This window comes from Flavobacterium sp., from assembly GCF_043720215.1.
Classification (GTDB): domain Bacteria; phylum Bacteroidota; class Bacteroidia; order Flavobacteriales; family Flavobacteriaceae; genus Flavobacterium.
In genome coordinates, this window is the sequence record NZ_JAYSSZ010000077.1 from 1 (window position 1) to 14,576 (window position 14,576).

At 29.9% G+C, this 14,576-nt stretch carries 12 protein-coding genes; 7 read left to right on the forward strand and 5 right to left on the reverse strand.

The features are described 5' to 3' along the window. Window positions 1-273: 273 nt before the first annotated feature. Both ACHZC3_RS03720 and ACHZC3_RS03725 read left to right on the forward strand, forming a co-directional pair. A complete protein-coding gene (locus ACHZC3_RS03720) occupies window positions 274-3,132 on the forward strand; it encodes an aminopeptidase (protein ID WP_394758538.1) in 2,859 nt (952 codons plus the stop codon). Between the two features lie 183 nt (window positions 3,133-3,315). Beyond that, window positions 3,316-5,718 carry a thiamine pyrophosphate-dependent enzyme gene (locus tag ACHZC3_RS03725; RefSeq protein ID WP_394758539.1) on the forward strand — a complete coding sequence of 801 codons (2,403 nt, stop codon included), beginning with the start codon at window positions 3,316-3,318 and terminating at the stop codon, window positions 5,716-5,718. 68 nt (window positions 5,719-5,786) lie between these two features. Here the strand turns inward: ACHZC3_RS03725 and ACHZC3_RS03730 are convergent, their stop codons facing one another. After that, a complete protein-coding gene (locus tag ACHZC3_RS03730) occupies window positions 5,787-6,347 on the reverse strand; it encodes a hypothetical protein (RefSeq protein ID WP_394758540.1) in 561 nt (186 codons plus the stop codon). Window positions 6,348-6,471: 124 nt separating this feature from the next. Between ACHZC3_RS03730 and ACHZC3_RS03735 the strand changes: the two genes are divergently transcribed. Both ACHZC3_RS03735 and yaaA read left to right on the forward strand, forming a co-directional pair. Beyond that, on the forward strand, window positions 6,472-6,939 hold the full coding sequence (locus ACHZC3_RS03735; protein WP_394758541.1) for a hypothetical protein: 468 nt from the start codon (window positions 6,472-6,474) through the stop codon (window positions 6,937-6,939). Between the two features lie 237 nt (window positions 6,940-7,176). Beyond that, a complete protein-coding gene (yaaA, locus tag ACHZC3_RS03740; protein WP_394758542.1) occupies window positions 7,177-7,935 on the forward strand; it encodes a peroxide stress protein YaaA in 759 nt (252 codons plus the stop codon). On the opposite strand, the gene ACHZC3_RS03745 is transcribed toward yaaA, so the two are convergent. Both ACHZC3_RS03745 and ACHZC3_RS03750 read right to left on the reverse strand, forming a co-directional pair. Next, a complete protein-coding gene (locus ACHZC3_RS03745; protein WP_394758543.1) occupies window positions 7,918-8,814 on the reverse strand; it encodes an EamA family transporter in 897 nt (298 codons plus the stop codon). The genes yaaA and ACHZC3_RS03745 overlap by 18 nt on opposite strands. 111 nt (window positions 8,815-8,925) lie before the next feature. Continuing rightward, a complete protein-coding gene (locus ACHZC3_RS03750; protein WP_394758544.1) occupies window positions 8,926-10,221 on the reverse strand; it encodes a sugar MFS transporter in 1,296 nt (431 codons plus the stop codon). 126 nt (window positions 10,222-10,347) lie between these two features. Between ACHZC3_RS03750 and ACHZC3_RS03755 the strand changes: the two genes are divergently transcribed. Continuing rightward, window positions 10,348-11,286, forward strand: coding sequence for a hypothetical protein (locus tag ACHZC3_RS03755; RefSeq protein ID WP_394758545.1), 939 nt, complete (start codon window positions 10,348-10,350; stop codon window positions 11,284-11,286). 5 nt (window positions 11,287-11,291) lie between these two features. Here ACHZC3_RS03755 and ACHZC3_RS03760 read toward each other — a convergent pair whose 3' ends face one another. Continuing rightward, a complete protein-coding gene (locus ACHZC3_RS03760; RefSeq protein WP_394758546.1) occupies window positions 11,292-11,849 on the reverse strand; it encodes a Smr/MutS family protein in 558 nt (185 codons plus the stop codon). Beyond that, complete coding sequence (locus tag ACHZC3_RS03765; protein ID WP_394758547.1) at window positions 11,849-12,031, reverse strand: hypothetical protein; 183 nt, start codon at window positions 12,029-12,031, stop codon at window positions 11,849-11,851. The genes ACHZC3_RS03760 and ACHZC3_RS03765 overlap by 1 nt, the downstream gene beginning before the upstream one ends. Window positions 12,032-12,222: 191 nt before the next feature. Between ACHZC3_RS03765 and ACHZC3_RS03770 the strand changes: the two genes are divergently transcribed. Both ACHZC3_RS03770 and ACHZC3_RS03775 read left to right on the forward strand, forming a co-directional pair. Continuing rightward, a complete protein-coding gene (locus ACHZC3_RS03770) occupies window positions 12,223-13,647 on the forward strand; it encodes a choice-of-anchor B family protein (RefSeq protein ID WP_394758548.1) in 1,425 nt (474 codons plus the stop codon). Continuing rightward, on the forward strand, window positions 13,644-14,576 hold a 933-nt coding region (locus ACHZC3_RS03775; protein ID WP_394758549.1), incomplete at its 3' end, for a hypothetical protein. The genes ACHZC3_RS03770 and ACHZC3_RS03775, both read left to right, overlap by 4 nt.

The following is a 14,576-nucleotide window of genomic DNA, read 5'->3' on the forward strand; positions in this document are numbered from 1 at the left end:
ATTACTTATAAGTAGAAATAACAGTAATTTTTTTATCATTTTAGGTAAAATTTGGGATTGCAATATATTAAAATATAAATAACAATCAACGTTAAAACAAAAACGTTATTAACACGCAACCATTCTAATTATTAACAATCTACTATATAAATCATTGTAAAACATAAAGTTAAATATTTTAATTGATTTTTATTTAAAATTAACATTAAAATTAGGTTTAATAATCTTCTCAAAAAATATATTTATGCTACATTGCATTCAAAATTTATATAATTGTTCGAAAAATTGAAAATTTCTACTAAAATTCTACTTTTCTTTTCTTTCCTATTCATAATATCTAAAAATTATGGACAACAGCAAACCAATATAATTGTTTCATTAGATGACGTTTCTCATGTTTTGAATGTTAGACAAACCATTCAGGTTACTAATAACTCAAATAAATCGTTATCAAAATTAGTTTTAAACGATTGGAATCATGCCTACTCGAGTAAATATTCACGATTAGGAAAACGATTTTCGGACGAATTTACTAGAGGTTTTCTCTTGGCTCCTGAAAACGAAAGAGGAAATACTGCTATCACAAAAATGTTCATTAACGATTCAATTGCAACTTGGAAACGTGTTGATAATCAAATTGATATTATCGAAATTCAATTAAAATCGAATTTAGAACCATCAAAATCAATAAGTATTGAAGTTGAATATTTATTAAAAATTCCAGATTCAAAATTCACTCGCTTTGGTTACAATAATGGAAAATACTATTTAAAAAACTGTTTTTTATCGTTAGCCAGATTTAATAATAATGGTGAGTTTGTTTATTATAGCAATGAAAACCTAGAAGATATTGCCAATGCAACGTATCAAAATATAAATTTCGATTTTATAATTCCTAAAGATTTTCAAATCACAACGGATTGTCACTTGATAAATCAAACCGAAAGTGAAACCACAAAAAGTGTTACTTTCAGTGCAACAAACAGAACTGAAATTCAACTGTCTATCGAAAAAAAATACAGTTACGAAAGTTTCAAAAATGAGCTACTGGAAGTTGAAACAAATTTATCTGATTCTAGACTAAACGGAATTCAAAAAGCAATTATAATTGATAAAATTGTAAATTATGTCTCAGATAATTTAGGAAAACTTCCTGAAAAAAAAATAATGGTTTCTCAAGTAGATTATGAACGGAATCCTTTCTATGGTTTAAACCAATTACCCGCTTTTATAAGCCCTTTTCCAAATGAGTTTTTGTATGAAATAAAATTTCTAAAAGCCTATTTGTACAATTATTTAAAATCAACATTAAAAATAGATCAAAGAAAAAATAGTTACTTATTTGATGCGATTCAAGTTTATGTTATGATGAAATATATTGATGAAAATTATCCTGAATTAAGAATGTTGGGAAATCTTTCTAAATATAAAATACTAAAAGGCTATAATGTAGTAAATGCTAATTTTAATGAGCAATACAAGTATTTGTACTTACTTATGGCTCGAGATAATCTAGATCAATCCATTGGAGAATCGAAAGAATCTTTTATAAAATTTAATGAGCAAATTGCTGGAAAATATAAATCTGGATTAAGTTTTAAGTATTTAAACTCATTACTAAAAGATAGTATTGTCGAAAACAGTTTCAGGGAATTTATTGTGCTGAACCAAGAAAAACAAACCAATTCATCAGATTTCGAGGCTATTTTAAAGAAAAACTCTAATCAAAATTTAGATTGGTTTTTTTCTAATTTAATAAATTCAAGAAAGATTATCGATTATAAATTTGGTAAAATAAACAAATCCAAAGACAGTATTTCGATAACTATAAAAAACAATTCCAATGCAACAGTTCCTGTTACTATAACAGGTCTAAAAAATAAAGAAATCGTTTTTAGTGAGTGGTTATATAATATAAAAACCGATACTACATTTGCCATAAGTAGAAATATTGCAGACAAATTAGTACTAAATTACGACAACGAGATTCCAGAATACAATTCTCGAAATAATTACAAATCACTAAAAGGCTTTTTCTCATTAAACAGACCATTAAAATTTAATTTCTTCGAGGATTTAGAAAATCCTAAGTATACACAAATATTTTATGTTCCAGAAATTACCTATAATTTATATGACGGGATTATAACATCATTAAGTCTTCATAATAAATCTTTCATAAATAAGGCGTTCATATATGATATAGCTCCTAGTTATTCGGCAAAAACAAAATCATTTACAGGCTCTTTAGGAATATCATATCGTAAACAACTTAGAGATAAAAATTTATACGAAGTTAGATACGGATTAAGCGGATCTTATTTTCATTATGTTCAAAATGCAGCGTATTTAAAGATAAATCCTCTATTGCAATTCCGATTTAGAGATCCTAATTTGCGAAGTAATAAAAGACAATTTCTAACTTTTAGAAATATTATTGTCAACAAAGAAGAAGCTCCAATTTCTTTTATTACAAGTACAATCGAAAAAGATGCTCCATTAAATTATTCTGTTTTTGACGCAAGATACTCCATACAAAATTCAGAAGTTGCAAGAGGTTTTGGTTTTGGAACTGATTTACAATTTGCTGGAAATTTTGGTAAAATTTCAACCGAAATTGCTTACCGAAAATTATTAGAAAATAATTACCAATTTGGCTTAAGACTCTATGCAGGAACCTTTTTATACAAAAAAACAACTTCCGAATTTTATAGTTTTGGACTAGACAGACCCAAAGATTATTTATTCGATTATAATTATTATGGTCGTTCAGAAAGTACTGGCTTATTTAGTCAAGAAATTATAATTGCCGAAGGCGGTTTTAAATCAAAATTTCAAAACCCTTATGCTAATAAATGGATGACAACCCTAAATGCAACTTCATCAATATGGCATTGGATAGAAATGTATGGTGATGTTGGTTTGTACCAAAACAAAGGTCAAAATATTAAATTTGTATACGATAGTGGTTTACATCTCGATCTTGTTCCGGGTTATTTCGAACTTTTTTTGCCTGTATATTCTAGCAATGGATTCGAAATGGGACAAAAAAATTACCAAGAAAAAATACGATTTATAGCCACTTTCAATCCAAAAACACTTATTGGGCTTTTTAAAAGAAAATGGTTTTAATATTTCAATTTTTTAATTTTTTAATTAAATAAAAATCATTAAATACTAATATTAAAAACACATAATGCAATTTTATCTTTACAATCAATAAATAAATTATCAATAATTCAATAATATTTTCATTTACATACATACAACATAACTAGTTTTTACTTAAATTTGTCATTATTACATTTCGAATTTATGACACAAGTAGAAGAAAAACAGCCGTTAACTTTTGAAGATTTCAAAACCGAAGTTATACACGATTATACCATTGCAACCACAAGTCGCGAATGTAGTTTACTAGGGAGACGTGAAGTTTTGACTGGAAAAGCTAAGTTCGGAATTTTTGGAGATGGTAAAGAAATTCCACAATTAGCCATGGCGAAAGCCTTCAAAAATGGAGATTTTCGTTCAGGATATTATCGTGATCAAACCTTTATGATGGCGATTGGTCAAATGACAACACAACAGTTTTTTGCTGGTTTGTATGGTCATACCGATTTGGCTCATGATCCTATGAGTGCTGGTCGTCAAATGGGCGGTCACTTCGCTACACATTCATTAGACGAAAACGGAAACTGGAAAAACCTAACACAACAAAAAAATTCAAGTGCAGACATCTCTCCTACTGCTGGGCAAATGCCTCGTTTATTAGGTTTAGCACAAGCATCAAAAATATATAGAAATGTAACTGGTATAGACCAAACTAACTTTTCTGAACAAGGAAATGAAGTTGCTTGGGGAACTATAGGAAACGCTTCTACTTCTGAAGGTTTATTTTTTGAAACCATCAATGCAGCTGGAGTTTTGCAAGTACCGATGGTCATGAGTGTTTGGGACGACGAATACGGAATTTCTGTTCATGCCCGTCATCAGACAACCAAAGAAAATATATCAGAAATATTAAAAGGTTTTCAACGTGATGAAGACAATAAGGGTTACGAAATTATGACTGTAAACGGTTGGGATTATCCAACATTAGTTGAAACGTATCAAAAAGCATCAGTAATTGCTAGAGAAGAACACGTTCCTGTTTTAATACACGTTCGTGAACTAACGCAACCACAAGGACACTCGACTTCTGGGTCACACGAGCGTTACAAAAATGCCGAAAGACTTGAATGGGAAGGTGATTTCGATTGCTTGCGTCAAATGAAATTGTGGATGATAGAAAATAATATCGCTACATCAGAAGAAATTGACACTATAGACAATCAAGCTAGAAAAGACGTTTTAGAAGCAAAAAAAGCAGCTTGGACAGCATTTGTAACTCCTATTAAAGAAGAAAGAGACGAATTAGTTTCGTTACTAAATACGATTGCAAATACTAGCGAGAATAAAGTTTTTATAGAAAAATATGCTAACGATTTGGCAGCAATAAAAGAGCCTATCAGAAAAGATAGTATTACAACTGCTCGTAAAATTTTACGTTTAATCGTCAAAGAAAACGGAAAAGACCAACTGGCTACTTGGATTACTAATTATACAAATAAAATACAACCAAAATTTAGCTCTCACCTATTCTCACAATCAGATAAAAATATATTTTCTGTCAATGAAGTTTTACCAACTTACGATAGTTCTGCAGAAGAAGTAGATGCTCGTTTGGTTTTGCGTGATAATTTTGATGCCATTTTTACAAAATATCCAGAAAGTTTAATTTTTGGAGAAGACGCAGGAAATATTGGCGATGTAAACCAAGGTTTAGAAGGAATGCAAGAAAAATACGGTGAACTTCGTGTTGCCGATGTTGGGATTCGTGAAGCTACTATTTTAGGTCAAGGAATTGGAATGGCGATGCGTGGTTTGAAACCTATTGCTGAAATTCAATATTTAGATTATTTGCTTTACGCCATTCAAATCATGAGTGACGATTTAGCAACTTTACAATACAGAACGGCTGGTCGCCAAAAAGCACCGCTTATTATTCGTACTCGTGGTCACCGTTTAGAAGGCATTTGGCATTCTGGTTCTCCGATGGGAATGATTATTAATGCGATTCGTGGTATTCATGTTTTGGTTCCTCGAAATATGACTAAAGCTGCTGGTTTTTATAACACTTTGTTAGAAACCGATGAACCAGCTCTTGTGGTTGAATGTTTGAATGGTTACCGATTGAAAGAAAAAATGCCAACCAATTTAGGAGAATTTAAAACACCAATTGGTGTAGTGGAAACTATTAAATCTGGAAATGATATTACTTTAGTTTCATACGGTTCTACTTTAAGATTAGTAGAACAAGCCGCAAAAGAATTACTAGAAGTAGGAATTGATGCCGAAATTATAGACATTCAATCATTATTGCCATTTGATGTAAATCACGATATTGTAAAATCATTGGCCAGAACAAACCGATTGTTAATTATAGATGAAGATGTTCCTGGAGGCGCTTCAGCTTATATTTTACAACAAATTATCGATGAGCAAAAAGGATACATGGTTTTGGACAGTCAGCCTGAAACACTAGCTGCAAAAGCACACCGACCATCTTACGGAACTGATGGCGATTATTTCTCGAAACCATCTGTAGAAGATATTTTTGAAAAAGTTTATGCGATGATGCATGAGGTGAATCCTACTCAATTTCCGAGTTTGTATTAAAAATAGAATTATAAAAACGCCGAACGAAAGTAATTTTGTTCGGCGTTTTTTTTATGGGTTGAATTATATTAAACCTCTTTAATTTGTTTTCTTCGTTCAATTAACTCAAAAATTCCAAGTAATATAATTGCTAAAATAAAACCTTGCAAAATTAACATCAAATAACCTATTATTAGATAAACAGATAAGTCAAAAAGCTCATTATCTGTTGAATAATCTCTATGAAAACTCGTTACGATTATTACAAAACGTTCAAAATACATTCCTATATTTATAAATATTGCTATAAATAATAAATAAAATGCTTTTGCCATTAATTTTTTATAAAATAATGTAAGTGGTAATATTGTTGCAGATATAAACATGAGCCAATATGCCCACCAGTATGGTCCAGTTGCTCTATTCAAGAATGCAGATTCTTCAGAAAAAACTATAATTCTGATTAAATAATGAATTATTGAAACTATCGTGTAAGAAATAATAATCCATCTAACTAAATTTAGTACTTGTTTTGTTTTAAATCTATTTTTAAAAATTGATTCAATCAAAATTATGGCAAATAGTAACGGAACTAGACTGGTAATTAAATTTAAATCTATGATTTTAAGAATTTCATCAAATTTTTCCATTAGTTAGCTTTCTGATTTTTTTAAATTATCCTGAGAGTCAAATATACACAACTAACCCAAAATTTTACTACTTTTAATGTTATACCAAAACAGCTTTATTTTCGTTACTATTAAAAGCTTACTAATGAAAAAGATACTTCTAATTATTGTTTTAATTTTCCTATATAGTTGCAAAACAAAAAAGACAGCAACTTCATCGGTTGCTGAAAAATCAGTAGTTGTTGTAAATCCAAAAGAAGTTGATGTACTAATTAAAAACCGAGCTTATGATTTAGGAACAAGATTGTTAGAATCTTGTAATACTTCTCGTTTTAAAGTTTTTTCTAGCGAAGAAGCCACAGAAATAGTAAGACAAAACGCCACGCCAGAAAGATTATCAGAAACTTGTAAGAAAATAATCTTTAGAAACGGGAGATTTATTTCTCTACAACTAATCGATGTAAAACATGACGAGATTAATGAAGCTTATATTTTTAGGTATAATATTACTTATGAGAAGAAATATTTTAAGCGTGAATTAACCGTCATTATAGATTCTGAAAATAAAGTTTCAGCTATTTCTACTAAAGAAGTGAAACCAAAATTTATGTAAAAAAAATAATTTAGTTTTTTCAATTAATTTATTTTTAAACCACATAGAATCATAGATTTTTATTAGTTTTTATAAGACGTTTTACTTTATTATAAAAATCATAGCTTTATGATACCAAGAATTGGTCTATCTCTTTCTTTTTTACTATGTTTCTATGTGGTTTAAAAAAATCAAGCTTTTTAATTTAAACCAACAGTCAAACTTTAATATCTTTGTATACTAAATTAAAGTTTCCACATGAAAATAGTTATTTCGCCAGCCAAATCATTAGACTTTGAAAAGCCATTACCTACAAATCAGTTTACAAAACCTGTTTATTTAAAACAAACCAAAGAGATAGTTTCGGTTTTAAAAAAATTAAAGCCCAAAGATTTGTCTGAACTCATGGAAATTTCAGACAATTTAGCACAACTGAATTGGCAACGTAATAAAACATTTAAAACGCCATTTACACCCGAAAATGCCCGTCCAGCAGTTTATGCTTTCAATGGTGATGTATATTTAGGATTGGACTCCTACTCTATTCCTGAAGAAAAATTGGATGTGTTGCAAAACAAACTTCGCATTCTTTCTGGACAATACGGAATCTTGAAACCATTAGATTTAATGCAACCGTATCGATTAGAAATGGGAACTTCATTAGCAATCGAAGAAAACAAAAATTTATACGGCTTTTGGAAAGAAACTTTAACGAATGCTTTAAACAAAGAATTGAAAAAAAATGAGCTATTTATCAATTTAGCCAGTAACGAATATTTTAGTGTTATTGATGTCAAGAAGCTTAAAGTTCCTGTTATTACACCAGAATTTAAAGATTACAAAGACGGCAAACTAAAAATGATTTCCTTTTTTGCCAAAAAAGCGCGTGGCATGATGGTTCGTTATATTATAGATCATGATATTGAAACATTAGACGGTTTAAAAGGTTTCAATTACGAAGGTTATGCTTTTGATGCTAATTTATCGAAAGGAAATACGTTAGTTTTTACTAGATGATTTTCGAAACAAAAACTGTTCATTAAATATTATAACAGAAATTAATATCAGCGAATAGGAAATTATTTGTGTCAAATTTATCTCTTCCTTAAAATAAAAAAATGCCAACAAGAAATTAATTAGAGGATTGGTGTACATCAAAATGCCAACTGCTGAAGAATTCATGCCTTTTAGAGCAAACAAATTTAGAAATAAAGGAATAATGGTAAACAGTATTACAATAACAATTAGCAAAATATAGAATAACGATTCTGTAGGTGTTTCTCCTTTATAAAAAGGAAAAAATGGCAACAGAGCTAGTGATGCAATTACCATTTGAATGGTTAGCACCACAAATCTATCGAACTTGTTATTTTTTCTTTGGCTTATTAAGTACAATGCAAACGAAACTGCAATTACTAAACTATAAATTAATCCGTTCAAATCTCCATAAGATAATATTCCGCAACTAACAACACACAATCCAACTGAAAACCATTGCCATTTGCTTAGTTTTTCTTTCAAAATAAAATAAGCAAGAATTGTGGTTACAATTGGACAAATTAAATAGGCAAATGAAGCCGATTTTAGACTCACATGATTTACTGCATACATAAATAAAAACCAATTGAATGTAAGCAGAAACCCACCTAAAACAGTAAGTAAAATAGTGTTTGATTTTTCTTTTTTGTTTAAATTACTAAATGATTTCCAATCATTCTTTAGAATTTCTTTTCTGAACAATAAATTAATGATTAGCAATAATCCTGTGGCATAGAAAACCCTATAAAACAAAATATCTAACGACGGATAATCGTGTAATGGCTTTAGAGCCAAGCTAAAAAACCCCCAAATTATAAAGGATGATAATGCCGATAAATAGTATTTATTGATTTGCATATAAAAAAATTCGGAGTAAAAGTACTAATTTACTTTTCTCCGAATTTTAATATTAATATTTATTTAAGAATTTTCTTAGTGAATTAAATCATGAATTGGATTTAAAATTAATTACATTTTATGTTCAACGCCAATTTTATGTCCTTTTATTGCAAAAAACAAAATATATAAATAACATGGAAGTATAGCAACATAAAAAGCAATATGAAACGGAACTCCTAATCCGCCATGAGATGGCAAATCACTTAAATAGCCATAAATTAAAGGCCAAATTGCACCACCCGCAATACCCATAATCATAATAGCCGAACCTGTTTTGGTGAATTTTCCTAAATGGCTAATTCCTAATGGAAATATGGCTGGCCACATTAAAGAATTTGACAATCCCAATAAGGCAATAAAAATAACTGACAACTGAGAACTTGCTGTTAAGAAAGCTAATGAACAAAGTATAATTCCTAAAATAGCACAAATACGCAATGCTTTTTGTTGTGATATGTATTTTGGAATGGTAAAAATTCCTAAAACATAACCTATTAACATACTAAATAAGGTTAATGAAGTTAAGTATTTTGCCGTATCTGGGGCAATTCCAAGTGCTTTTCCATACACTCCAATAATATCTCCAGCCATAACTTCGGCAGCTACATAAACGAAAATACAAAATGCACCTAGAAATAAATGAGGAAATTGAAAGATCGATTTATGTTTTACAACTTCACCTTTAGTTTCATCTATTATATCTTCTTCGACTTCAACTTCTGGTAAATGCGTATATTTTATCAATACGGCAAAAGCGCAGAAAATTATAGCTAATACAATATATGGCGTGTTTACTCTAGATAAAACATCGGTTAGTATATTTTCTTTTTCAATTCCAGTTGCAGCTGCTATCTTTTTTTCGATATCGGCAGCATTCTTTAAGAAAAGTGAACCCATAACTACAGGAACAATCATACCAGCGAATTTGTTGCATATACCAGCAATACTGATTCTTTTTGCAGCACTTTCTATAGGTCCAATTATTGTTAGATATGGATTTGCAGCAGTTTGCAACAAAGCCAATGCTGCTCCTTGTACAAAAATACCAGCTAAAAATAATGGAAAAGAACGAGCTTGTGCAGCCGGAATGAAAATTAGTGAGCCTAATCCTAATATGAATAAACCAAAAATAATTCCGTTTTTAAACCCAGTCTTTTTTAAAATCCATGAAGATGGTAATGCTAAAAAGAAATAAGCAATATAAGATGCAAAAGTTACAAAAAATGCCTGTGTATTAGATAACCCAAAAGAGAGTTTAAAAAATGGAATCAAAGTACCATTGGCCCATGTTACAAATCCGAAGATGAAAAATAAAGCTACAATGATTATTAGAGGCTTTGTTGTTTTGTTGGTTTCAGAAGTCATTGAATATTGAAATTTAGTTAGTTTTAGTTCTGTCAAATATAACAATATTGTTTAAATTTTCTTAAATTGAATAATAAAGCTTTTATTAGAAATTAAAAATATTATTTTTGTTTAAAATTAATACCAATGAAATATTTCCAAACTATATTTATATGTGTTTTATTATTATCTAGTTGTGATGATGGTAATTTAATTACCGAAAATTTCGTTTTCGAAAATGCTGTCATTCAAAAATGTAGTACTTCAAATGTTTTATACAAAATTAACAATGCAGAATCTTTAATACTAAATGCTCCTGAGACTAGTTTTCCTAACACCGAAACTGGACTAGGCACTCCACGAGTAGTCACAATAACAGGAACAACATCATTGGTTTATAGAAAGTTTGCTGAATCAACTACTACAGCTAATATTTGTGATACACCAACTATCCCTGTTCTGGAAGAATGGACAGTTTCTGGAGGAACAATGGAAATTACAACAAATAAAGTTTTAGATGGAAGTGGTGTAACTGTTGCTTACAACCATAATATAGTTTTCAAAAACATAACGTTTGTTGCTCCTGACAAGCAAGTCGTTTACGATTCATATATTTTTGGAAATTATAGAACAGATGTTGTCAATTTAAATTTTGATTATACTTTAGTTACAACTCAAAATTGTGGTGGAAATAATTTAATTTTCAAATATAATTCGAACAATGCCTTATTATTAGATGTTGATCCAACACTTTTTGCAAATGCAGTAACTCCAATTGGTTCACCAAGAACTCGAGTAATTAACAGTACAACCAACAAGGTCATTTATAGAGTTTATAATGGAAGCTTAAATACTGCTTTTTTCTGTTCGGCAATCACACCAGCCGTTCCCACGATTACCGAAGAATGGATTGCACAAGATGGTGTTACTGGAATAAGTGGGGAGATTAGAGTGGAAACTGTGGCTGTTGGTGCACAATTTAAACACACAATAACTTTATACAAAACAACTTTCAAAAAAGGTATTCTAACTTATATTTATCCAACGAATGATAATTTTGTTTTTGGTGAATATATTACACCTTAACCTTTTTATAAACTATTTTTTTTCTGAATAAAATAAACTTCAGTTGCTCCTACTCCATATTTTTGATAGTTTGCATCCTGAAAAGTTACATTTTCGTAACGACCTAACAAAAAATCTAGTTCTGCTTTTAGCACGCCCTCGCCTACTCCATGTATAAAAACGACTTTTGGAATTCGGTTTCGAAATGCAAAATCCATTTGTCGTTTTACCGTTTCGGTTTGAATGTTTAGAATATCATAATTACTCATTCCTCGTTTATTTGGAACCAATTTTTCTATATGTAAATCTATCTCCAGAACAAATTCTTCTTTTTTAGATTTTTTCTCCTTAACAAAACTTCTTGGCTTTGGAATTTCTTTTTCTTTTGCTACCGATGAAAAATTAGTTTTAGAAATATTTTGCATCAAATCGCTTGAAGATTCAATCAAAATAAGCTCCTTTTCGTTATAATCGAGATCAAAACCATCTTCGGTTTCAATTGTTACCATTTTTCCGTTCACTTTTAAAACAACACCGTTTATAGCATCATCTAAAACCGAAACATTATCTCCTTTTGTAAACATTACTCTTCGTTATCTTGATTTTTACTGGGTGTTTTTGCACTTAACTTCATCATACCAAAAAAGAAAACAATAACTCCAATAATTTTTATCCAAATATTAGGTTTTACATTGTCTTGATTCCAAAATAGCATTATTGCAACTAAAATCATTACAACAATATATATGTTTTTAACTTTCATCATCTTATTCTATATCTCTTAAACGTAATTACAAAGTTACGTTATCCTTCCATTCATTTTTATCAATTGAATGAAGGTTTTTGAAATAAATTTTGCTTTTTTATACAAAATCAAATCGCATAACAACAAAGTTAATTACTATTTAATATTTTTAAGATAAAAAGTCTAAATTTGGTCTAATATTAAAAATTATCATGAAAAATAAAATATTCTTACTTCTTTTTGTTTTATTCTGCAATATAGTTGTTTCTCAAACAATATGTACTGGGGGTTTTGCTGGAGTTTTTCCATGTAATAAAATAGATTTAATGGCAAATTTAGATTTTCCACAAATTGGAGGGAACTTTACTACCGAAGGAAGTGGTTGTTGGGGCTGGACAGATCCATTAACAAATAAGGAATATGCAATTATAGGCTGTACGACTCATACAGCTATTGTAGACATTACAATTCCTCACGCTCCAGTTTATTTAGGAAAAATTAACTCCCATAATAATGTTACTAGTTTGTGGAGGGAAGTAAATGTATATAATAATCACCTGTATATTGTTAGTGAAGCTACTGGACACGGAATGCAAATTTTTAATTTAACACGATTAAGAGGTGTAACAACACCTCAAGTTTTTGTTCCAGATGCTCGCTATACAGGTTTTGGCAATTGTCATACTGTTGCTATTAATTATAGTTCTGGCTATGCCTATTGTAATGGTTCTGGAACTTATAGTGGTGGACCACATGTATTAAATTTAGCAAATCCTATTGCACCAACTCTTGTGCTTGGATACAGTGCTCAAGGCTATACACATGATGCTCAAATTGTAAATTATAATGGTCCAGATTTAGATCATATTGGTAAAGAATTATTTATTGGCGCAAATCAAAATAAAGTTGTAATTGTAGATGTTACTAACAAATCAACTCCTATTTTAATTTCTACTTTTACTTACCCAAATACTTCGTATACACATCAAGGCTGGTTTACTGAAGATAAAAAATATTGGATTTTAGGAGATGAAATCGATGAAACCACTTTTGGCTTTAATTCAAAATCTATCATTATTGACATGACCAATTTAGATGCGCCAATTTTGAAAGCAAATTATTTTGGACCAACAGCAGCTATAGATCATAATGGTTATGTAAAAGGAAATGATTTTTATTTAGCAAATTATACAGCTGGAATGAGAATTATTAATACATCCAATATTCAAGGTGCTGGAACAATGAATGAAGTAGGTTTTTTCGACACCTATCCAGAGAATAATAATGCTCTTTTTAATGGTGTTTGGAATGTTTATCCTTATTTTCCAAGTGGAACCATTATAATGAGTGACATAGACAGAGGATTGTTTATAGTTAGAAAAAATGCCTCTTTAGGAATTGATGATTTTGAAAAAAATGCCTTATCAATGTATCCAAATCCAACTAATTCAGATGTAACTATTAATATGAATGATGCAATTCATACAATCGACATATATGATGTTATTGGCAAAAAAGTGAAATCATTCAATTCTATAGAAAAAAATTCATATACTTTTAATGTTGAAGAATTCGAAAAAGGAATTTACTTTGTAAAAATCAACAATAGTATTTCAAAAAAGTTAATTGTGAAATGAAAAAAATAATATATTTATTATTTGCAGTATACTTTTTATCTTGTTCCAATAAAGACGATTCATTAGAACAAGAAAAGAAGTTTGAAGGCAATATAGTCTGGAGTAAAACTTTTGGGGGCAGTTTAGAAGAAAAAGTTTCTAGCATTGTTCAAACAAATGACGGAGGAACTATGGTTTTATCCTATACAGACAGTAATGATGGTGATATAATAAAAACACATGCACTAGTAGATATTTGGTTAACAAAATACGATACTTCAGGTAATTTAGTATGGAGCAAGACAATAGGTGGTTCTTTAAATGATTATGGAACTAGTATAATTGCTACAAAAGATGGGAATTATGTAATTGCAGGTTATTCAGCAAGTAATGACGGTGACATTCCTGGAAATGTTGGTTTTCATGATTTTTATATTTCAAAAATTGACGGACAAGGCAATACTATTTGGAGCAAAAATTATGGTTTTATAAGTCACGATCATGCCCATAAAATTATTCAAACTTCAGACGGAGGCTTTTTTGTAGCTGGGTTTGCAGATTATGAAGGAATTATTGGAAGTGGCGGTGGTAATCATGGAGAAGGTCATTCATTAAAAAACTCAAATGCTTTACAGAATTCTAAACATGGTGTTGGTGAGTTTTTTGGTGTTAAATTGGATGCGAACGGAAATTTTAAATGGTACCGATACTTTGGTGGTACAAAAAATGATCGAGTTAATGACGTTGTCGAAGCTAATGACGGTGGATTAATAATGGTTGGATACTCCGAAAGTACCGATTTTGATATAACAAATAATAAAGGAAGTTATGATTTTTGGGCTATAAAATTGCAACATGATGGGCATCTTCATTGGAAAGAAAATTATGGAGGAAGTGGTATTGACCAAGCTTTTTCTATTGCAAAAACGGATAACAATTCCTATTTAATA

Excerpts from the sequence above, each read along its gene's own strand:
- yaaA (WP_394758542.1), top strand. The coding sequence starts at position 7,177 with ATGAAAATAGTTATTTCGCCAGCCAAATCATTAGACTTTGAAAAGCCA.
- ACHZC3_RS03770 (WP_394758548.1), top strand. The coding sequence starts at position 12,223 with ATGAAAAATAAAATATTCTTACTTCTTTTTGTTTTATTCTGCAATATA.
- ACHZC3_RS03755 (WP_394758545.1), top strand. The coding sequence starts at position 10,348 with ATGAAATATTTCCAAACTATATTTATATGTGTTTTATTATTATCTAGT.
- ACHZC3_RS03765 (WP_394758547.1), bottom strand. The coding sequence starts at position 12,031 with ATGATGAAAGTTAAAAACATATATATTGTTGTAATGATTTTAGTTGCA.
- ACHZC3_RS03730 (WP_394758540.1), bottom strand. The coding sequence starts at position 6,347 with ATGGAAAAATTTGATGAAATTCTTAAAATCATAGATTTAAATTTAATT.
- ACHZC3_RS03750 (WP_394758544.1), bottom strand. The coding sequence starts at position 10,221 with ATGACTTCTGAAACCAACAAAACAACAAAGCCTCTAATAATCATTGTA.
- ACHZC3_RS03760 (WP_394758546.1), bottom strand. The coding sequence starts at position 11,849 with ATGTTTACAAAAGGAGATAATGTTTCGGTTTTAGATGATGCTATAAAC.
- ACHZC3_RS03735 (WP_394758541.1), top strand. The coding sequence starts at position 6,472 with ATGAAAAAGATACTTCTAATTATTGTTTTAATTTTCCTATATAGTTGC.
- ACHZC3_RS03725 (WP_394758539.1), top strand. The coding sequence starts at position 3,316 with ATGACACAAGTAGAAGAAAAACAGCCGTTAACTTTTGAAGATTTCAAA.
- ACHZC3_RS03745 (WP_394758543.1), bottom strand. The coding sequence starts at position 8,814 with ATGCAAATCAATAAATACTATTTATCGGCATTATCATCCTTTATAATT.